The following is a 19,227-nucleotide window of genomic DNA, read 5'->3' on the forward strand; positions in this document are numbered from 1 at the left end:
CGTCGGCGCTCCACGATGGCGCAGACTGCCCTCATGTGGCCGTTCCTCTACTTCGCCGATGACCGGCTGTCGACAGCGGAGCTGACGGCTGCTCGCCTCGACGGCGACCTCGTGGAGATCGGGGAGGCGTACATGCCCGCGGACGCGGTGGAGACTCGCGAGCTGCGCGCGGCATCCTTCCGGTCCGTCGGTGGACCGGAGCGCGCCGTCACGCACGCGAGCGCTGCGTGGGTGCACGGCGCCATCCCCGAACCCCCGCTCATCCAGAACCTGCAGCGCGCGGGTCGTCGGCGCGCGGCGTTCCCCGTGGATGCCCGCATCCGGTTCCGCGACGTCGCCCTCCCCGCCGGAGACGTCGAACTGATCAGCGGAGTCGCCGTGACGACCCCGGTGCGCACCCTGGTCGACCTCGTCCGCGAGGCCGCCGTCGGAACCTCGCCGCGGCAGCTAGTCGATGACATGCTCGCGTGGTGCCCGGACCTCCTCGACGACGCCGTGGCGTGGATCGAGCAGGCGGGACCCGTCCACCACAAGCGCGCGGCGGCCGCGGAACTGCGACGGCGTCAGGAGGACGTGACGCGATAGACGTCGTAGACCGCGTCGATGCGCCGCACGGCGTTCAGGACACGGTCGAGGTGGACGGTGTCGCCCATCTCGAAGACGTACCTGCTGAGCGCGAGGCGGTCGTTCGTCGTCTGCACGGATGCCGAGAGGATGTTCACGTGATGCTCGCTGAGCACGCGCGTGATGTCGCTCAGCAGCCCCGAGCGGTCGAGAGCCTCGACCTGGATGTGGACGAGGAAGACGCTCTTAGACGTTGGTGCCCATGAGACGTCGATGAGGCGGTCCGGCTGGTCGCGGAGTGCACCGGCGTTGGTGCAGTCGGCCCGGTGCACGGAGACACCGCTGCCGCGGGTGACGAAGCCCACGATCTCGTCACCCGGCACCGGGGTGCAGCACTTCGCGAGCTTCACGAGGATGTCGGGTGCACCGCGAACGAGGACGCCCGAATCTCCCCCGCGCGGCGCCTTGGACCGGCCGACGGCGGGGAGGTCGATAGGACCGGTGGAGGTGTTCTCCTCCTCGGAGCGCACGAGAGCCGTGACCTTCTCGATCACCGACTGCGTCGAGACGTGCCCCTCGCCGACGGCGGCGTAGAGCGCGGTGACGTCCTCGTACCGGAGCTGCTGCGCGACCGCCGTGAAAGAGTCCTGGCTCATCAAACGCTGCAGCGGCAGGTTCTGCCGACGCATTGCGCGGGCGATGGCGTCCTTGCCCTGCTCGACGGCCTCGTCGCGGCGTTCCTTCGTGAACCACCCGCGGATCTTGTTGCGCGCCCGGGTGCTCTTGACGAACGCGAGCCAGTCCTGGCTGGGCCCGGCATCCGGGTTCTTCGAGGTGAAGACCTCGACGACGTCGCCGGAGTGGAGCTCCGACTCGAGCGGCACCAGGCGCCCGTTGACCTTGGCCCCCATCGTGCGGTGGCCGATCTCGGTGTGCACGGCGTACGCGAAGTCGACCGGTGTCGCTCCGGCGGGGAGTCCGACGACGCGCCCCTTCGGGGTGAAGACGTAGACCTCCTTCGCACCGATCTCGAAGCGCAGGGAATCGAGGAACTCTCCCGGATCGGCCGTCTCCGCCTGCCAGTCGGAGATGTGCGCGAGCCACGCCATGTCCTGATCGATGGCCTTCGAGTCCGTCTTGCCGCCGGCCACCTGCTCCTTGTACTTCCAGTGCGCGGCGACACCGTACTCGGCCTGCTGGTGCATCTCGTGCGTGCGGATCTGGATCTCGACCGTGCGGCCGCCGGGGCCGATGACCGTCGTGTGGAGCGACTGGTAGAGGTTGAACTTCGGCGTTGCGATGTAGTCCTTGAACCGGCCCGGGATCGGCGTCCACCGTGCGTGTATCGCCCCGAGGACCGCGTAGCAGTCGCGCACGGTGTTCACCATGATGCGGATGCCGATGAGGTCGTAGATGTCGTCGAACTCACGACCTCGGACGACCATCTTCTGGTACACCGAGTACAGCTGCTTCGGGCGTCCCATGACGCGTCCGCGGATGCGCAGGTCGCGCAGGTCCGACTCGACGTTGTCGATGACGGTGTGCACGTACTGCTCGCGCTGCGGAGTGCGCTGCTTGACGAGCGAGTCGATCTCGGCGTAGAGCTTCGGGTGCAGAACAGCGAACGACAGGTCCTCCAGCTCGCTCTTCGCGGTCTGGATGCCGAGGCGGTGAGCCAGCGGCGCGTAGATCTCGAGCGTCTCGCGAGCCTTCTTCGCCGCCTTCTCGGGCGGGACGAAGCCCCACGTACGCGCGTTGTGCAGCCGGTCCGCGAGCTTGATCAGGAGCACGCGGATGTCCTTGGACATCGCGACGATCATCTTGCGGACCGTCTCGGCCTGCGCCGCGTCGCCGTACTTGACCTTGTCGAGCTTGGTGACGCCATCGACGAGCATCGCGACCTCGTCGCCGAAGTCCGCGGTCAGCTGCTCGAGCGAGTAGTCGGTGTCCTCGACGGTGTCGTGCAGGAGGGCCGCGGCGATGGCACGCGGACCGAGCCCGAGCTCGGCGAGGATCTGCGCCACTGCGAGCGGGTGCGTGATGTACGGCTCGCCGCTCTGCCGCTTCTGCGACGCGTGAGCCTTCGCCGCCGTCCGATAGGCACGCTCCACGATCGCGATGTCGCCCTTGGGGTGGTGCATCCGCACCGTCCGCATGAGCTCCTCGAGCGCGTCCCGCGATGGGGCTCGGGAGAAGATGCGCGGGACGAGCCTGCGGAGGGACTGTCCACCCGTCGCCGACCCCGTCGGAGTGACCGCTTCAGCCATGCGATCGCCTCCTGTCTGCCCGTACGCGCGTGGAACTGGAGGTCAATCCTACGCCCGCGGCCATACCGCTCAGACCGCGGCGACGGCGGCCGAACGGGACTCGAGGACGCGCTGATCGCGAGCCTTCAGGTCGCTCTCGTTCTCACGCAGCAGCGAGTAGAGCGGTGCGGCGACGAACAGCGTGGAGTAGGCCGCGACGATCGTTCCGACGAAGATCGACAACGAGATGTCGGTGAGGGTCTGCGCACCCAGCCACAGCGCACCGATGAAGAGGATCGCCCCCGTGGGAAGGACGGCGACGACCGTCGTGTTGATCGATCGCACGAGGGTCTGATTCACCGCGAGGTTCACCGACTCCCCGAAGGTGCGGCCCGACTTCTCCCCGTCCTCGAAGGTGTTCTCTCGGATCTTGTCGAACACGACAGTCGTGTCGTAGAGCGAGTACGACAGGATCGTGAGGAAGCCGATGACGGCCGCCGGTGAGATCTCGAAGCCGAAGAGGGCGTAGACACCGACGGTGACGACGAGGACGTCGACGAGACCGATCATCGCGGCGACGGACATCTTCCACGTGCGGAAGTAGAGCGCCAGGATCAGGAACGTCAGGACGAGGAAGATCGCCAAGCCCCACAGCGATTGCCGCGTGACGCTCTCACCCCAGCTGGGTCCGATGAACGACGAGCTCACGCTGTCGTCCGACACCCCGTAAGCCTTGACGAGCGCGTCGGTGACCTCGCGCGTCTCGATCTCTCCGAGCTGGTCGGTCTGCACACGGACGCTGTCGTCACCGACGGTCGTGACGCGGGTCGCGGCATCCCGGACGACCGACTGGACCGCCTCGGTCGCGAGCAGCTGGTCGGGCTTCGCGACGTCGTTGACCGTGAACTGCGACCCGCCGGTGAACTCGATCGAGAACTGGACGGGACGGAAAACGGGAACCAGCGCCGAGCCGATCACGAGGATCGCGGCGATCAGGAACCAGAGTCGCCGACGCCCGACGAACGGGAAGGAGACCTTCCCGGTGTAGAGGTCGTTTCCGAAGTCACTCATGGAACGCATCAGACGTCCCCCTCCCCTGCCGAGCGCGTATCGCCGCTCTGCTGCGCGAGCTTGCGCTCGGCGATGGTCTGACGGCGGACCGCCTCACTGCGAGAACGCGACGACCGCTTCTCGGCCTGCGACGTGCCACCGGCGGCCACGGGTGCGCGGAACTGCGCACGACCACGGTAGACGGCACCGAGCGCCGTCGGGTCGAGTCCGGAAAGCGGGTGCCCCCCGCCGAAGAACCGCGTCCGCGCGAGCAGCTGGAGGACGGGGTGTGTGAACAGGATGAAGATCAGGATGTCGATCACGGTCGTGAGACCGAGCGTGAACGCGAATCCCTTCACGGTCGCGTCCGCGAGGATGTAGAGCACCACGGCGGCGAGGATGTTGATCGACTTCGAGATGTAGATCGTGCGCTTGGCACGCGCCCAACCGTCCTCGACGGCGCCGGTGATCGACTTGCCGTCGCGGAGCTCGTCTCGAATGCGTTCGAAGTAGACGATGAACGAGTCCGCCGTGAAGCCGATCGTGACGATGAGGCCCGCCACGCCGGCCAGCGACAGACGGAAGCCCATGCGCCACGCCAGGATGCACAGCGTGATGTAGGTCAGGATGCCCATGACCGCGAGTGACGCGATGATCACGAAGCCGAGCGCGCGGTAGACCGTCAGCGAGTAGATCGCGACGAGGGCCAGACCGATGAGGCCGGCGACGAGACCGATCAGAAGCTGCTGCGATCCGAGTGTCGCCGAGATCGAGTTGCTGCTCTGCACCTCGAAGCTGAGCGGGAGCGCGCCGTACTTCAGCTGGTCTGCGAGGGTCTTCGACGTCTCCTGGTCGAAGTTGCCGGTGATCTGCGGCTTGCCGTCCGTGATGACGGCGTTCATGGAGGGGGCGGAGATGACCTCGCCGTCCAGCACGAAGGCGAACTGGTTCTGCGGGGACTGCAGGTTGAACAGTCGCTGGCTGATGTCGCCGAAGGTCTTCGTGCCCTCGCCGTTGAAGACGATGTTCACGGCCCACTGGCCGTTCTGGGAGTTCAGCCCGTTGGTCGCGTCCGAGATGGCGGACCCGTCGAGCTCGACCGGGCCGAGCAGGTACTTCGCCGAGCCGTCGGTGTCGCATGTGATGAGGGGCTTGTCCGCCGGCTCCTGGGCCGGGTCGGTCGCCGGCTTGGCGCAGTCGTAGGCCAGGAACTGCGCCTGCACCTCTTCGGTCGCCCATGACAGGTCGCTGCCGTTGGTCGGGGCCGGAGTGGGCGTGGCGTTCAGGGACGGTCCGGGGGTCGGGTACGGCGTCTGCTTGCCGTCATCCCCCACGAACGTGTTGCTGGGCGCCGCCGTGTAGAGCACCGCACGCAGTTGCATCTGCGCAGAGCGGCCGATGCGGTCGCGGGTCTCCTCGTCGGCGATACCGGGAAGCTGGACGACGATCTGGTTGCCCGCCTGCGTGGTGATGTCCGTCTCGCCGACACCGGAGGCGTCCACACGCTGACGGATGATCGAGACCGCCTGCTGCATCTGCTCGGACGTCGGAGGCGTACCCGCCTTCGTCTGCGCCTGGAGGATGATCTGCGTGCCGCCCTGGAGATCGAGGGCGAGCTCGGGGACCCACGAGCTCTTCTCGAAGAGGTACACGCCTGCGGCGTTCACCCCGAAGAGCACAGCTGTCAGAGCGAGGAGTCCGATGAGCGCGCGCCAGGCGCGGCGGACGGGGGTGGATGAGGCCACGGAGGGAACTTTCGTCAGGGACCGCCGAAGCGGGAAGGTCAGGCCTTGGGCTTGTCGTCCGCGTCGGGCGCGCCGTCAACGGGACGCGAGTCGAGGATCGTCTCGTCGCGCGAGACGATGACGTCGTCTCCGGCGACCTGCTCGGTCTCTTCGACGACAGGCTCCTCGTCCTCGACGATGCGGAGGATCGCCTGGCTGTGCACCTCGACGACCATGCCCGGGGCGAGCTCGACGTGCGCGGGCTTGGAGAGGTCGGTCGGGTCGTACTCGACGATGGTGCCGTAGAGACCGCCCTGGAGGAGGACCTTCACGCCCGGAACCATCTGCTGGGCCTTCTGCTCCTGCTGTTCCTTCATCTTCTTCGTGCGACGACGCGAGCTGATGAACATGAAGACCAGCAGGGCCGCCAGCAGGATGAGCAGGCCGTAGTCCGTGAAGAAGTTTCCTCCGGTGGGGGCCTGCGGGGTGTTCTGCTGGGCAAGAAGCAACATGGGACGCGGGTCCGCCTTTCGAGAGGGCACGCCGCATCGATGCGGCGAAGAGGGTGGGAGGCCGGAGCCTTCAGCGATTATAGGTCATCGAGGGTGAGCGCCCCGTCGTGACGGGGGATCCCCAGGTGCGCGTACGCCTCGGGGGTGGCCACGCGTCCTCGCGGGGTGCGGCCCATGAAGCCGATGCGGACGAGGTAGGGCTCGACCACCGATTCGATCGTGTCCGCTTCCTCCCCCACCGTGACGGCGAGGGTGTTGAGTCCGACGGGACCGCCTCGGAAACGTCGGACGAGCGCATCGAGCACCGCGCGGTCGAGTCGGTCGAGCCCCAGATCGTCCACGTCGTAGAGGTGGAGGGCCGCAGATACGTCGGCCGTCGAGGCCTGCGTCGACGATCCGCCGTGCACGACGACGTAGTCGCGCACCCGCCGGAGCAGCCGGTTCGCGATGCGAGGCGTCCCGCGCGAGCGACGCGCGATCTCCGCACGGGATGCCGCGGGCACATCGACGTCGAGCATGACCGCCGAGCGGGCGATGACCTGCTCGAGCTCGACCGGCTCGTAGTACTCGAGGTGCGCGGTGAACCCGAAGCGGTCGCGCAGTGGATTGGGGAGCAGACCGGACCGCGTGGTCGCACCGACGAGCGTGAAGGGCGCGAGGTCGAGCGGGATGCTGGTGGCACCGGCGCCCTTTCCGACCATGATGTCGATGCGGAAGTCCTCCATCGCGAGGTACAGCATCTCCTCGGCCGAGCGGGCCATCCGGTGGATCTCGTCGATGAACAGCACCTCACCCGGTACGAGACTCGACAGGAGGGCGGCCAAGTCACCGGCGTGCTGGATCGCAGGGCCGCTCGACATGCGAAGCGGCCGCTCGCTCTCGTGCGCGACGATCATGGCGAGCGTCGTCTTGCCGAGCCCGGGAGGCCCCGACAGGAGGATGTGGTCAGCCGGACGCTGTTGGATGCGAGCGGCATCCAACAGCAGCTGCAGTTGACCGCGCACCTTCATCTGACCGATGAACTCGGCGAGCGAGCCGGGGCGGAGCGCACCTTCGACGGCCAGCTCGGTGTCGTCTTCGGGAAGACGCTGGTCGCGAGCGTCAGACACCGCTGCGCTCCGCCCGAGCAGGACCCAGCTGGGCGAGGGCGAGTTTGAGGAGGGCAGGCACGGTGGCACCGGCCGGAGCATCGGCGAGCACGCCCTCCGCCGTCTCGACGGCGACGCGCTCGTTCCATCCCAGCGCCATGAGCGCGGCCGACAGCTGCGCAGCGAGCCCTTGCGGGAGCGGTGCTCCGGCGGCCGTGCGGGCAGGCGGGGCGAGCTTGCCCGCCAACTGCACGACGATGAGCTTGGCGGTTTTCGGACCGATGCCCGAGACGCGACGGAACGGAGCGTCGTCCTCATCGGCGACCGCCGTGGCGATCTGGTCGACCGTGAGCGACGAGAGGACGCCGAGGGCGGATTTCGGACCCACACCGGACACGCTGAGCAGATGCCCGAAGACGTCGAGCTCGGAGCGATCCTCGAAACCGAAGAGCAGCATGGCGTCTTCGCGCACGATCATCGCCGTGTGGACGAAGACCTCGTCGCCCGGATGCACCTGTCGCGCGTGCTGCGCGGTGACCGCCACCGAGTACCCCACACCGTGGACGTCGATGACGACGGAGTCGGGTTCGAGGTGCAGCACGCGGCCGCGCAGCGAGGAGATCATGACACGAGCCTACGGGAGCCTTCGGAGATATGTTCGAGCGACACGCATCAGCGACGCGTCGCCTTCTCGGCTGCCGCCCACGCCCGTTGCGCCGGCGTCAGCGCGGCGTCGCCTCCCGCGGGCGAGGCGCCACGACGCCATGCGTGACACAGTGCCAGCGCGAGGGCGTCGGCGGCATCCGCCGGTTGCGGCAGGGCGTCGAGCCGCAGCACGCGTGCGACCATCGTCTGCACTTGGAGCTTCTCGGCGTTCCCGTACCCCGTGATCGCCGCCTTCACTTCCGACGGCGTGTGCGTCGCCGCAGGCAGGCCGTGCTCGGCCGCGAGAAGCAGAGCGATCCCGCTCGCCTGCGCCGTCCCCATCACCGTGCTCCGGTTCTGCTGCGCGAAGACGCGCTCGACGGCGACGACATCCGGACCGTGCTCCGCGAGGACCGCGCGGATCCCCGCCGCGATCGCCGCGAGGCGCTGCTCGATCGGCGCGTCGGGGGACGAGCGGACAACGCCCACATGGACGAGGGACGCGGAGCGATCGGCTCGCACGTCGACGACGCCGACGCCGCACCGGGTCAGGCCCGGATCGATGCCGAGAACGCGAAGAGCGGATGCCACTCCCCCACGCTAGGCGGGAGGTGCGGCATCCGCTCGTCGGCGCGCCCGGTGCGGCCTACTCCTGTTCGTCGTCTTCGAGTTCGGCCTGCACCTCGGCCGTGAGGTCGAAGTTGGCGTAGACGTTCTGGACGTCCTCGCTGTCCTCGAGAGCGTCGATGAGCCGGAAGACCTTTCGGGCCGTGTCGGCGTCGATCTCGACCTTGAGGTTCGGGACGAACTCGACGTCGGCGGATTCGTACTCGATGCCGGCGTCGGTGAGCGCGGAACGCACCGCGACCAGGTCGGACGCCTCGGTCACGACCTCGAAGCCCTCGGAGTGGGGCTCGATCTCCTCGGCCCCGGCCTCCAGGGCCGCCATCATCACGTCGTCCTCCGTCGTGCCGTCACCGGAGACGACGATGACGCCCTTGCGCGCGAAGTTGTACGCGACGGAGCCGGGATCGGCGAGCGTGCCGCCGTTGCGGGTGAGGGCGGTCCGGACCTCGGCGGCGGCACGGTTCTTGTTGTCGGTCAGACACTCGACCATGAGTGCGACACCGTTCGGCCCGTAGGCCTCGTACATGATCGAGGTGTACTCGACCGACTCGCCACCGATGCCTGCGCCGCGCTTGATGGCGCGGTCGATGTTGTCCTTGGGGACCGACGTCTTCTTGGCCTTCAGGACAGCGTCGAACAGTGTCGGGTTGCCCTGAAGATCGGCACCGCCGAGCTTGGCGGCGACCTCGATGTTCTTGATGAGCTTCGCCCACGACTTCGCGCGACGCGAGTCGATGATGGCCTTCTTGTGCTTGGTGGTCGCCCACTTGGAATGTCCGCTCACGGGACTCCTCTCGGAAAAAGCGCAGGGTCCAGTCTAGGACCGAGCCCGCGGCCCTTCGCTACGCGTCTCGCACGGCTCCGAGCAGCAGGTCGTGGAAGCGCGTCTCGTCATCCAGTTCGGGGTGGAACGAGAGACCGATTATCGAGCCCCGGCGCACCCCGACGATCCCGCCGCCCGGCAGCTGCGCGATCACCTCGGCGGAGGGGCCGACCGCGGTCACGATCGGCGCCCGGATGAAGGTGGCGTGCACCGGCGGAGAGCCCACCGCGGGCACGTCGAGGTCGGTCTCGAACGACTCCGTCTGGGAACCGAACGCGTTCCGCCGGACCGTCACATCCAGCCCACCGAACGTCTGCTGACCCGAGATCCCGTCCTCGAGCCGGTCGGCGAGCAGGATGAGGCCGGCACACGTCCCGAGAACCGGCATCCCGTCCGCGATGGCCGCACGGAGAGGATCACGCATCCCGAACGCGCGGGACAGCTTGTCGATGACGCTCGACTCACCGCCAGGCAGCACGAGGGCGTCGACCGCCGCGAGGTCCTCGGGCCGTCGGACGAGCCGGACGTCGGCGCCACGGCCCGTGAGCACCCTGGCGTGCTCGCGCACGTCGCCCTGGAGGGCGAGGACGCCGACGCGTGGTCTCGTCACCAGCCCCGGTCCGCCAGCCGGTGCGGAGCGGGGAGGTCGGACACATTGATGCCGACCATGGCCTCGCCGAGCCCTCGGGAGACGTCGGCGACGACCTTCGGGTCGTCGAAGAACGTTGTCGCCTTGACGATCGCCGCGGCCCGTTCGGCGGGGTTCCCACTCTTGAAGATGCCGGATCCGACGAACACGCCGTCCGCACCGAGCTGCATCATCATCGCCGCGTCCGCCGGGGTCGCGACGCCGCCCGCGACGAAAAGGACCACGGGGAGAGCGCCGGTCTCGGCGACCTCGGCGACGAGCTCGTACGGCGCCTGCAGGTCTTTCGCGGCGACGTACAGCTGATCCTTCGACAGAGCCGACAGTGCCGCGATCTCGCCCCGGATCTTCCGGATGTGCTTCATCGCCTCCGACACATCCCCCGTGCCGGCCTCGCCCTTGGAACGGATCATCGCCGCCCCTTCGGTGATGCGACGGAGAGCTTCCCCGAGGTTGGTGGCGCCGCAGACGAACGGGACCGTGTAGTCCCATTTGTCGATGTGGTTCACGTAGTCGGCGGGCGAGAGGACCTCGGACTCGTCGATGTAGTCGACACCGAGCTCCTGCAACACCTGCGCCTCGACGAAGTGGCCGATACGCGCCTTGGCCATCACGGGGATCGAGACCGACGCGATGATGTCGTCGATGAGGTCCGGGTCGCTCATGCGCGCGACCCCGCCCTGGGCACGGATGTCCGCCGGCACGCGCTCCAGCGCCATGACGGCGACGGCACCGGCATCCTCGGCGATCTTCGCCTGATCGGCGGTGACGACGTCCATGATGACGCCGCCCTTGAGCATCTCGGCGAGGCCGCGCTTCACGCGGGCCGTTCCGGTCGAATTCGTTGGCATAGGCCAAAAGTTAGCATGACCCGGACATAGACTCGACGACATGACGAACGATGTCCTGGCCATCAGCGGCGACACCGCCGCCGAGATCGCCGACAGCATCCGTTCGCTCATCGACCGCGGGGATCTCGCTCCCGGTGCCGCCCTTCCCCCGGTCCGGACCTTGGCCGACACGATCGGCGTCAATCGCAATACGGTCGTCGCGGCCTACCGCCACCTTGCCGCGGCCGGCGCGGTGGAGACGGCTGGCCGAGCCGGGACGCGCGTGGCACCGCGCACGGATCCCGCTCAGGAGGGTTTCGCCGCCGATACGGTTCTCCGCGACATCGCGACCGGCAACCCCGATCCCTCCCTCATCCCCGACCCCTCCCGGGCCCTGTCGAGCCTCGCCGGTCGCCCCGTCCTCTACGGCGAGCCCACGATCGACCCCGACCTCGAGGCATGGGCGTCCGGCTGGATCGAGAAGGACCTTCCGGGGAGGAGCGATCTCCGGCTGACGATCACCGGCGGCGCGGTCGACGCGCTCGAGCGGCTGTTCGCCGACGCGCTGACGCGCGACGACGCCGTCGGCCTCGAGGACCCCTGCTTCCTGTCGGCGCTGCGGACCGTGAAGATCGGCGGATATCGGCCCGTCCCCATCCCCGTCGGCGAGCACGGGATGACGGTGACGGGGCTCGAGGCCGCGCTCGACGCCGGCGTGCGTGCGATCGTGTGCACCCCACGCGCACAGAATCCCACCGGGGTGAGCCTCACGGCCGAGCGAGCAGCTGACCTCCGTGCGGTGCTGGAGCGGCATCCCTACGTACTCGTCATCGAAGACGATCACTTCTCGATGCTCTCGCGCGAGCCGTACCACTCCATCATCGGCGTGAAACACCGACGGTGGGCTCTGATCCGCTCGGTCTCGAAGTTCCTCGGGCCGGACATGTGCCTCGCGGTCACGGCGAGCGACCGTGAGACGGCGGATCGTCTGGCGCGGCGGCTCAGTCCCGGCTCCACGTGGGTCAGTCACCTCCTGCAGCGCCTCGCCGTGGCACTCGTGTCAGACGACGACGTCATGGCGGGTGTCGAACGCGCGGCCCGACACTACCGATCGCGTAACGAGGCCTTCGCCGACGAATTGACCCAGCAGGGAATCCCCGCGGCGGCGGGCGACGGGCTCAGCGTCTGGGTGCGCGTCCCGGCTCGCGCCCGCGCCGTCGCCGAGCAGCTGATGCGACGCGGGTGGCTCGCCCGGCCCGGCGACGAATTCTTCCTCGCCGACGACGACGCCCTGCGCCGACTGCGCCTCACCGTCCACGACCTGTCCGACATCGACCTCGCGCGGCTCGCCGCCGACGTCGCCGCCTCGGCGCGAGCCATCGCGCCCTCACCGGAAGCGAGTACCGCCCCGTGAAGATCCTCTCCATCCAGTCCGCCGTCGCCTACGGCCACGTTGGCAACTCGGCGGCCGTCTTCCCGCTGCAGCGCATCGGGGTCGAGGTCTATCCGGTGTACACCGTGAACTTCTCGAACCACACCGGCTACGGCGCGTGGCGCGGTCCACTGATCAGTCCGCAGGACGTCGCCGACGTCATCACCGGCATCGAGGATCGCGGCGCCTTCGGCGACATCGACGCGGTCCTCTCGGGCTATCAGGGCGGTGAGGGCATCGGCGACGTCATCCTCGATGCCGTCGCGCGCGTCAAGGCCGCCAACCCGAACGCGATCTACGCCTGCGACCCCGTCATGGGCAACGCGAAGAGCGGATGCTTCGTGGCACCCGCCATCCCGGTCCTGCTGCGCGAGCGGGTCGTCCCCGCAGCGGACCTGATCACGCCGAACCAGTTCGAACTCGGCTTCCTCACCGGCACCGACCCGGGCGACCTCGAATCCACGCTCGCCTCCGTCGACGCGGCGCGCGCGATGGGTCCGTCGACGGTGCTGGTCACGAGCGTCGAACGTCCGGACCGCCCCGAAGGGACGATCGAAATGCTCGCCGTGACGGACAACGGGGCCTGGATCGTTCGCACACCCCATATCCCGATGAAGGCCAACGGCTCCGGTGACGTCACTGCGGCTCTGTTCACCGCTCACTTCCGCGCCAGCGGCGACGCCGCCGACGCGCTCGCGAAGACGACGTCGAGTGTGTTCGACCTGCTGCAGAACACCTACGACGCGGGTACGCGCGAACTGCAGCTCGTCGAGTCGCAGGAGGCGTACGCCAACCCGCGGATGCAGTTCGAGGTCACCCAGGTCCGGTGATCGCCGCGGGCGGCGGGCTCGTCAGAGGACGGGCCAGCCGTCCGCCACCGACTGGCGCACCTCGCCGAGCAGTTGGGGAAGCGCCTTCGTCTTCGCGATGATCGGGAAGAAGTTGGCGTCCGTCGCCCAGCGGGGAACCACGTGCTGGTGCAGATGCGCGGCGACGCCCGCCCCGGCCACCTCACCTTGGTTCATGCCCAGGTTGAAGCCGTCGCAGTTCGCAACGGTCCGCAGCACCCGCATGGCCACCTGCGTCAGGGCGCCGATCTCGGCGACCTCTTCGGGGGTGGCCTCGTCGTACGTGCCGAAGTGGCGGTACGGACACACCAGCAGGTGGCCCGAGTTGTAGGGGAACAGGTTCAGCAGGACGTACGCTGTCTCGCCGCGGGCGACGATGAGTCCCTCCTCGTCGGACTTGCCGGGCGCGGCGCAGAACGGGCAGTCGTGCTTGAGGGGTTCGGGGCCGGCCTGGATGTACGCCATGCGATGGGGCGTCCAGAGTCGCTGGAACTCGTCCGGCACGCCCGCGAAGTCGAGGGACGACTCGCGGGTTACGTCGCCCGCCTCGCTCATCCGAGGTCCTCGGCCGTGTTCACGAGAAGACGACCCGAGATCGCCGCGACGATCTTGTCGATCGCCTCGTCCACCGGGATGCCGTTGGTCTGCGACCCGTCGCGGAAGCGGAACGAGACCGTGCCGCCGGAGCGGTCCTGCTCCCCCGCGATGAGCTGAAGCGGCACCTTCTGAGTCGTGTGGGTGCGGATCTTCTTCGGCATCCGGTCGTCGGAGTGGTCGACCTCGGCACGGACGCCAGCGGCGCGCAGTCGCGCGACGATCTCGTCCAGATACGGGCCGTACTCCTCGGCGACGGGGATGCCGACGACCTGGACCGGGGCGAGCCACACCGGGAAGGCCCCGGCATAGTGCTCGAGGAGGATCGCGAAGAAGCGCTCGATCGAGCCGAACAGCGCACGGTGGATCATGACGGGACGGTGCTTCTCGCCGTCGGGGCCCGTGTACTCGAGCTCGAACCGCTCGGGCTGGTTGAAGTCGAGCTGGATCGTCGACATCTGCCAGGTGCGACCGATAGCGTCGCGCGCCTGGACCGAAATCTTCGGGCCGTAGAACGCGGCGCCACCCGGATCGGGCACGAGCTCGAGTCCGGAGCCCTCGGCGACCTCACGGAGAGTCTGCGTCGCCTCCTCCCACAGGCTGTCGTCGCCGATGAACTTGGGGTTCCCCTCCTCCTTCGTCGACAGCTCGAGGTAGAAGTCGTTCAGCCCGTAGTCGCGCAGGGTCTGCAGCACGAAGGCGAGACTGTGCTCCAGCTCGCCCTTGACCTGGTCGGCGGTCACGTAGATGTGGGTGTCGTCCTGCGTCATCCCGCGGACGCGGGTGAGGCCGGCGAGCGTGCCGCTCTTCTCGTAGCGGTAGACCGAGCCGAACTCGCTGAGTCGCAGCGGCAGTTCGCGGTAGCTGCGTCCGCGCGAGCGGAAGATCAGGTTGTGGAACGGGCAGTTCATGGGCTTGAGGTAGTACTCCTGGCCCTCGCGGGAGACGTGCCCGTCGGCATCCACCACCTCGTCGAGCACCATCGGGGGGTACATGCCGTCGGCGTACCACTGCAGATGACCGCTCGTCATGAACAGGTCGCCCTTGGTGATGTGGGGCGTGTTCACGACCTGGTATCCGTTGGCGAGGAGGCTCTCGCGCATGTAGCGCTCGATCTCGTACCGGATGATGCCGCCCTTGGGGTGGAAGACCGACAGGCCGGGCCCGATCTCCTCGGGGAACGAGAAGAGGTCCAGGTCCTTGCCGAGCTTGCGGTGATCGCGCTTGGCGGCCTCCTCGAGACGCTGCTGGTAGGCGCGCAGCTCGTCCTTCGTGGGCCACGCGGTGCCGTAGATGCGCTGCAGCTGCGGGTTCTTCTCGCTGCCGCGCCAGTAGGCGCCGGCGACGCGGGTGAGGTCCCAGCCGTTGCCGGCGACACGGGTGCTCGGCACGTGGGGCCCGCGGCAGAGGTCCTTCCACGCGGTCTCGCCGTCGCGGGTGACGTTGTCGTAGATGGTCAGCTCGCCGGCGCCGACCTCGACCGAGGCGCCCTCGGCGGCTTCCTGCGATCCGCCCTTCAGCCCGATGAGCTCGAGCTTGAACGGCTCGTCGGCGAGTTCGGCGCGGGCCTCGTCATCGGTCACCACACGGCGGACGAAGCGCTGCCCTTCGCGGACGATGCGCTCCATCTCCTTCTTGATGGCCTTCAGGTCTTCGGGCGTGAACGGCTCGTCGACGCCGAAGTCGTAGTAGAAGCCGTCCGTGATCGGCGGACCGATCCCGAGGTTCGCCTGCGGGCGGACGCGCTGCACCGCCTGGGCAAGGATGTGGGCCGTCGAGTGGCGCAGGATGTTCAGCCCATCGGGGCTCGACACCGTCACGGGCTCGACGCCGTCCAGAGAGTCGACGACCGTCGCGAGGTCCTTCAGCTCGCCGCGGACACGGAGGGCGACGACGGAGCGGTCGGGGAACAGGGCGAAACCGTCGGCTGGAAGGGCGACATCCGCCGGGGCGATCAGATCAGACAAGGGAGGATCTCCAGGAAGTGGCTCGGATGAGAGTAGTCAGCTTCGAGCGCACGACGCGCTCCGCCCGCTCAGGCCCGCGGCGTTCGCGTACCGGCGAGGTGGGATGACCGGCCGTTCTGCATCCTGCGAGTCTACTGGGCACCGGACAGGGGCGATGATGGATGCCGTGAAGCTCGCTCTCGCGGGACTCGTCCTGCTCCTGGGGGCGATCGCCGCCCTCGCCACCGGTGTCCTTTCCCTCGCCGACCTCGGCGACGTCGCCGACCGCGTGTTGCCGATCCTCGCCTTCGTCGTGGCAGTGACGATCGTCGCGGAGCTCGCCGCGAAAGCGGGCGTCTTCGACGTCACGGCGTCGTGGCTCGCCCGTCTCTCGCGCGGACGCACGACACTCCTCTGGATCCTCGTCGTGGTTCTCGCCGTCGTGACGACGGCGTTCCTGTCCCTCGACACGACAGCCGTCCTCCTCACGCCCGTCGTCATCGCCGTCGCCCGCGCCAACGGCCTGCCTCCGCTTCCCTTCGCGCTCACCACGGTCTGGCTCGCCAACACCGCGTCGCTCGTGCTGCCGGTGTCCAACCTGACGAACCTCCTGGCGCTGGCACGGATGCCGGGGGCCGGGGACCCGGCATCCTTCCTCCTCCTGCTGGGCCCGTCCGCCGCCGTCGCCGTCTTAGTGACCGTCGCCCTGCTGTGGGCCTTCCAGCGCCGCTCGCTCGTCGGCACGTTCACGGTCGCCGCACCGCCACGGGTGAGCGACCGGGTGCAACTGGTCGCGGCATCCGTCATCGTCCTCGCGCTGCTGCCGTTGCTTGTCAGCGGGCTCGAGCCGTGGGTCCCCGCGACGGGCGCCGCGCTCGCGCTGCTCGCGCTGTTCGCATGGCGATCGCCGAGGGCGCTGAACGTGCGGCTCGTGCCCTGGTCGCTGCTCGTCTTCGCGGCCGGGCTGTTCTCGGCTGTCGCGGCGCTCGAGGCGTGGGGGTCCGGCCAGCTCGCCACGGCCGTCGCCGGGTCCGGGTCCGCTCCGCTCGACCTGCTCCGGATGTCCGGGACAGCGCTCATCGCGGCGAACGGCGTCGACAACCTGCCTGCATATCTGCTGCTCGAACCGACCGCGGACACGCCCGAGCGTCTCGCGGCGCTCCTCATCGGCGTGAACGCCGGTCCCCTCATCACGCCCTGGGCGTCGTTGGCGACCCTGCTCTGGCATCAGCGTCTGGTCGCCGCGGACGTCCACCTGCCGTGGCGACGCTTCATCCTCTGGGGGCTCGTTGCGGCACCTCTCGTCGTGATCGCCGCGACCCTGCCGCTGCTCCTGCGCTGACGCGTCAGAGGTGCTTCAGCGCCTCACGTCGACTGAGCGGGCTGAGTGCGTGCGCCGCGACGTACGCTTCCACCCACTCGGGGAACGACCGGGCGGCATCTCGCAGCGCCCATCCGATGGCCTTCCGGATGAAGAACTCACCATCGCGGAGGTTGGGTCGGAGTACGTCCGCCAACACCTGCAGGTCGGTCCGCCCGCGCCGGCCGAGCTGGCTGAGGATCGCCAGGCGCCGGAGCCACATCTCCTCGCTGACGCACCACCCGCGCACGAGCGCCTCACCGTCGCGCGGGTGCGCGTCCAGCAGCTCGCGGATGCGGCCGCTCAGCTCGTCGGTGACATCCCACCATCGCCCCGTGCGGACCATCCTCTCGATGAGCGGGACGATGCCTAGGTCCGCCCGGGCAGGCGGCACAGCGAGGAGCATCATCGCCGCGTAACGCTCCTCACGGTGGGAGGCCGCATCCCACAGCTGGCGGGCGTCGTCGATGATCCGTGCGGCATCCGCCTCCCCCGCGGCGGCGGCTCGAGCGATGCGCCGGGTGTCGGGAACGCGGACGCCGAGGAAGGGCAGATCCGACTTCATGTACACCTTCTGGCCGGCGGCACGCGAAGGATCCGCTGCGGCCCGCAGACGGGCGCGGACCTCGTCGGTGCGGCTCACGTCAGATGACGGTCAAGTCCACCTGGATCTCGTCCGCGAGCTCTTCCAGCGCCCGGGTCACGTCCGCGGCATCCGACCCCGCCGGCAGCCGGAATGCCACCGTCGCCTCGAAAAGCGTCCCGCCGGCCATCGGAGCGTCGAGCGTGCGGCTGCGGAAGGTGTCGACGCTGAGCGCGTGGTCGGCGATGGCCGCGGTGACGTCGCGCACGATGCCCGGCCTGTCGTTGCCCAGGACGGTCACCTCGAGCGAACGCTCGGCGTCCTCCGGAGCGATGGCGGCACGTCCCCCGTGGACGCTGACACGCAGCATCCCGTCCAGTCGTTCGAGGGCGGAGACCAGGTCGGCCCGGCGGTCGTCGTCGATCGTGACGAGCACGATGCCCGCGAACGCGCCGGCGAGCTCGGCGAGCTCACTGCGCTCCCAGTTGCCGCCGACAGCGGAGACCTGCTGGGCGAGAGCATTGACGAGGCCGGGACGGTCGTCGCCGACGACAGTGAGCACGAGGTGGGCCATGGCCGGATCCTATCGTCCGCGGTGCGTGCGCGCAGGGCCATGCGCACGGTGACGATCGGCGCGTAGCGTGCCCGACATGAAGGCACTCCAATACACACGAATCGGTTCCCACCCTGAGGTCGTCGAGATCGAGAAGCCCTCTCCCGGACCCGGCCAGGTCCTGCTGAAGGTCACCGCTGCGGGAGTCTGCCACTCCGACGAGTTCGTCATGAGCCTCAGTGAAGACGAGTACACGGCAGCCGGTTATCCACTTCCGCTCACCCTCGGACACGAGGGCGCCGGCATCGTCGAGGAGCTCGGCGAGGGCGTGGAGCACCTGCAGGTCGGCGACGCGGTCGCGGTGTACGGACCGTGGGGATGCGGCCGCTGCCGCAACTGCGCGCAGGGCAAAGAGAACTACTGCACGAATGCGCAGGCCGAGGGGATCATGCCCCCGGGCCTCGGCGCTCCCGGATCGATGGCGGAATACATGATCGTCGACAGCGCCCGGCACCTCGTGCCGCTCGGCGACCTCGATCCCGTGCAGAACGTGTCGTTGACGGATGCCGGCTTGACGCCCTACCACGCGATCAAGACCTCGCTCCCGAAGCTCGGAGCGGGAACCACCGCCGTCGTGATCGGGACCGGTGGCCTGGGCCACGTCGCGATCCAGATCCTCCGCGCCGTGTCGGCAGCGACGGTCATCGCGCTCGACGTGAGCGAGGAGAAGCTCGACCTCGCGCGCGAGGTCGGCGCACACCACGCCGTCATGAGCGACGAGAACGCCGTGTCTCGGATCCGCGAGCTCACCGGCGGCCTCGGGGCGAACGCCGTGTTCGATTTCGTCGGCGCAGAACCGACGATCGCGACCGCCGTCGGGGCCGCGGCCCTCGATGCCGATGTCACGATCGTCGGCATCGGCGGCGGAACCGCGCATGTCGGCTTCGGATCCATCGCCTACGACGCCGCGCTCCGCATCCCCTACTGGGGCTCGCGCAGCGAACTGGTGGAGGTCCTCGACCTCGCCCGTTCGGGTCAGGTCGGCGTCGAGGTCCAGCGGTACTCCCTCGACGACGGGCCGAAGGCCTACGAGGCTCTGGCAGCCGGTGACGTCCGAGGCCGCGCCGTCATCGTCCCCTGAGATGTCGCGGGGTCG

At 68.8% G+C, this 19,227-nt stretch carries 19 protein-coding genes; 5 read left to right on the forward strand and 14 right to left on the reverse strand.

Translation table 11 applies throughout. The features are described from left to right. The first annotated feature begins 15 nt into the window (after positions 1 to 15). On the forward strand, positions 16 to 585 hold the full coding sequence (locus BBA86_RS05055) for an SAM-dependent methyltransferase (RefSeq protein WP_065570572.1): 570 nt from the start codon (positions 16 to 18) through the stop codon (positions 583 to 585). Here BBA86_RS05055 and BBA86_RS05060 read toward each other — a convergent pair. The 10 genes from BBA86_RS05060 to pdxS all read right to left on the reverse strand — a co-directional run bounded on the left by BBA86_RS05060 (position 564) and on the right by pdxS (position 10,776). After that, positions 564 to 2,831 (reverse strand): RelA/SpoT family protein, encoded by a 2,268-nt coding sequence (locus BBA86_RS05060; protein ID WP_065570573.1) that lies wholly within the window; start codon positions 2,829 to 2,831, stop codon positions 564 to 566. The two genes, BBA86_RS05055 and BBA86_RS05060, sit on opposite strands and share 22 nt — an antisense overlap. Before the next feature lie 69 nt (positions 2,832 to 2,900). Further along, the gene (secF, locus tag BBA86_RS05065; protein WP_065570574.1) at positions 2,901 to 3,890 is read right to left on the reverse strand and encodes a protein translocase subunit SecF; all 990 of its coding nucleotides are present in this window, start codon (positions 3,888 to 3,890) and stop codon (positions 2,901 to 2,903) included. Beyond that, entirely contained in the window at positions 3,890 to 5,605 is a 1,716-nt protein-coding gene (secD, locus tag BBA86_RS05070; RefSeq protein ID WP_065570575.1) for a protein translocase subunit SecD, read from the reverse strand. The genes secF and secD overlap by 1 nt, the downstream gene beginning before the upstream one ends. Positions 5,606 to 5,643: 38 nt before the next feature. Further along, positions 5,644 to 6,096, reverse strand: a complete 453-nt coding sequence (locus tag BBA86_RS05075) for a preprotein translocase subunit YajC (protein ID WP_065570576.1) — start codon at positions 6,094 to 6,096, stop codon at positions 5,644 to 5,646. A 77-nt stretch (positions 6,097 to 6,173) separates the two neighbouring features. Next, positions 6,174 to 7,205 carry a Holliday junction branch migration DNA helicase RuvB gene (gene ruvB, locus BBA86_RS05080; RefSeq protein WP_065570577.1) on the reverse strand — a complete coding sequence of 344 codons (1,032 nt, stop codon included), beginning with the start codon at positions 7,203 to 7,205 and terminating at the stop codon, positions 6,174 to 6,176. Beyond that, complete coding sequence (gene ruvA, locus BBA86_RS05085) at positions 7,198 to 7,809, reverse strand: Holliday junction branch migration protein RuvA (protein ID WP_065570578.1); 612 nt, start codon at positions 7,807 to 7,809, stop codon at positions 7,198 to 7,200. Before ruvA ends, ruvB begins: the two co-directional genes overlap by 8 nt. Before the next feature lie 47 nt (positions 7,810 to 7,856). Beyond that, positions 7,857 to 8,420 (reverse strand): crossover junction endodeoxyribonuclease RuvC, encoded by a 564-nt coding sequence (ruvC, locus tag BBA86_RS05090; RefSeq protein WP_065570579.1) that lies wholly within the window; start codon positions 8,418 to 8,420, stop codon positions 7,857 to 7,859. 55 nt (positions 8,421 to 8,475) lie between these two features. Further along, positions 8,476 to 9,240: a YebC/PmpR family DNA-binding transcriptional regulator gene (locus BBA86_RS05095; RefSeq protein ID WP_065570580.1), complete on the reverse strand. Its 765-nt coding sequence runs from the start codon at positions 9,238 to 9,240 to the stop codon at positions 8,476 to 8,478. 58 nt (positions 9,241 to 9,298) lie between these two features. After that, entirely contained in the window at positions 9,299 to 9,889 is a 591-nt protein-coding gene (gene pdxT, locus BBA86_RS05100) for a pyridoxal 5'-phosphate synthase glutaminase subunit PdxT (RefSeq protein WP_065570581.1), read from the reverse strand. Continuing rightward, on the reverse strand, positions 9,886 to 10,776 hold the full coding sequence (gene pdxS / locus BBA86_RS05105) for a pyridoxal 5'-phosphate synthase lyase subunit PdxS (protein WP_065570582.1): 891 nt from the start codon (positions 10,774 to 10,776) through the stop codon (positions 9,886 to 9,888). The genes pdxT and pdxS overlap by 4 nt, the downstream gene beginning before the upstream one ends. 40 nt (positions 10,777 to 10,816) lie before the next feature. Between pdxS and BBA86_RS05110 the strand changes: the two genes are divergently transcribed. Both BBA86_RS05110 and pdxY read left to right on the forward strand, forming a co-directional pair. Then, on the forward strand, positions 10,817 to 12,169 hold the full coding sequence (locus BBA86_RS05110) for an aminotransferase class I/II-fold pyridoxal phosphate-dependent enzyme (protein WP_065570583.1): 1,353 nt from the start codon (positions 10,817 to 10,819) through the stop codon (positions 12,167 to 12,169). After that, positions 12,166 to 13,017: a pyridoxal kinase PdxY gene (pdxY, locus tag BBA86_RS05115; RefSeq protein ID WP_065570584.1), complete on the forward strand. Its 852-nt coding sequence runs from the start codon at positions 12,166 to 12,168 to the stop codon at positions 13,015 to 13,017. Before BBA86_RS05110 ends, pdxY begins: the two co-directional genes overlap by 4 nt. 21 nt (positions 13,018 to 13,038) lie before the next feature. Here pdxY and BBA86_RS05120 read toward each other — a convergent pair whose 3' ends face one another. Then, positions 13,039 to 13,590 carry an HIT family protein gene (locus BBA86_RS05120; protein WP_065570585.1) on the reverse strand — a complete coding sequence of 184 codons (552 nt, stop codon included), beginning with the start codon at positions 13,588 to 13,590 and terminating at the stop codon, positions 13,039 to 13,041. Continuing rightward, a complete protein-coding gene (gene thrS / locus BBA86_RS05125; protein ID WP_065570586.1) occupies positions 13,587 to 15,596 on the reverse strand; it encodes a threonine--tRNA ligase in 2,010 nt (669 codons plus the stop codon). Before thrS ends, BBA86_RS05120 begins: the two co-directional genes overlap by 4 nt. Before the next feature lie 154 nt (positions 15,597 to 15,750). Here thrS and BBA86_RS05130 point away from each other — a divergent pair, with 154 nt between their 5' ends. Then, complete coding sequence (locus BBA86_RS05130) at positions 15,751 to 16,917, forward strand: SLC13 family permease (RefSeq protein WP_065570587.1); 1,167 nt, start codon at positions 15,751 to 15,753, stop codon at positions 16,915 to 16,917. Between the two features lie 4 nt (positions 16,918 to 16,921). Here BBA86_RS05130 and BBA86_RS05135 read toward each other — a convergent pair whose 3' ends face one another. Continuing rightward, positions 16,922 to 17,578 (reverse strand): DNA alkylation repair protein, encoded by a 657-nt coding sequence (locus BBA86_RS05135; RefSeq protein ID WP_065570588.1) that lies wholly within the window; start codon positions 17,576 to 17,578, stop codon positions 16,922 to 16,924. Position 17,579: 1 nt separating this feature from the next. Beyond that, positions 17,580 to 18,092, reverse strand: a complete 513-nt coding sequence (locus tag BBA86_RS05140; RefSeq protein ID WP_065570589.1) for a glycine cleavage system protein R — start codon at positions 18,090 to 18,092, stop codon at positions 17,580 to 17,582. A gap of 76 nt (positions 18,093 to 18,168) precedes the next feature. Between BBA86_RS05140 and BBA86_RS05145 the strand changes: the two genes are divergently transcribed. After that, the gene (locus BBA86_RS05145; protein WP_065570590.1) at positions 18,169 to 19,212 is read left to right on the forward strand and encodes an NAD(P)-dependent alcohol dehydrogenase; all 1,044 of its coding nucleotides are present in this window, start codon (positions 18,169 to 18,171) and stop codon (positions 19,210 to 19,212) included. The last annotated feature ends 15 nt before the right edge of the window (positions 19,213 to 19,227 follow it).

This window comes from Microbacterium oleivorans, from assembly GCF_001691565.1.
Taxonomy (GTDB): domain Bacteria; phylum Actinomycetota; class Actinomycetes; order Actinomycetales; family Microbacteriaceae; genus Microbacterium; species Microbacterium oleivorans_B.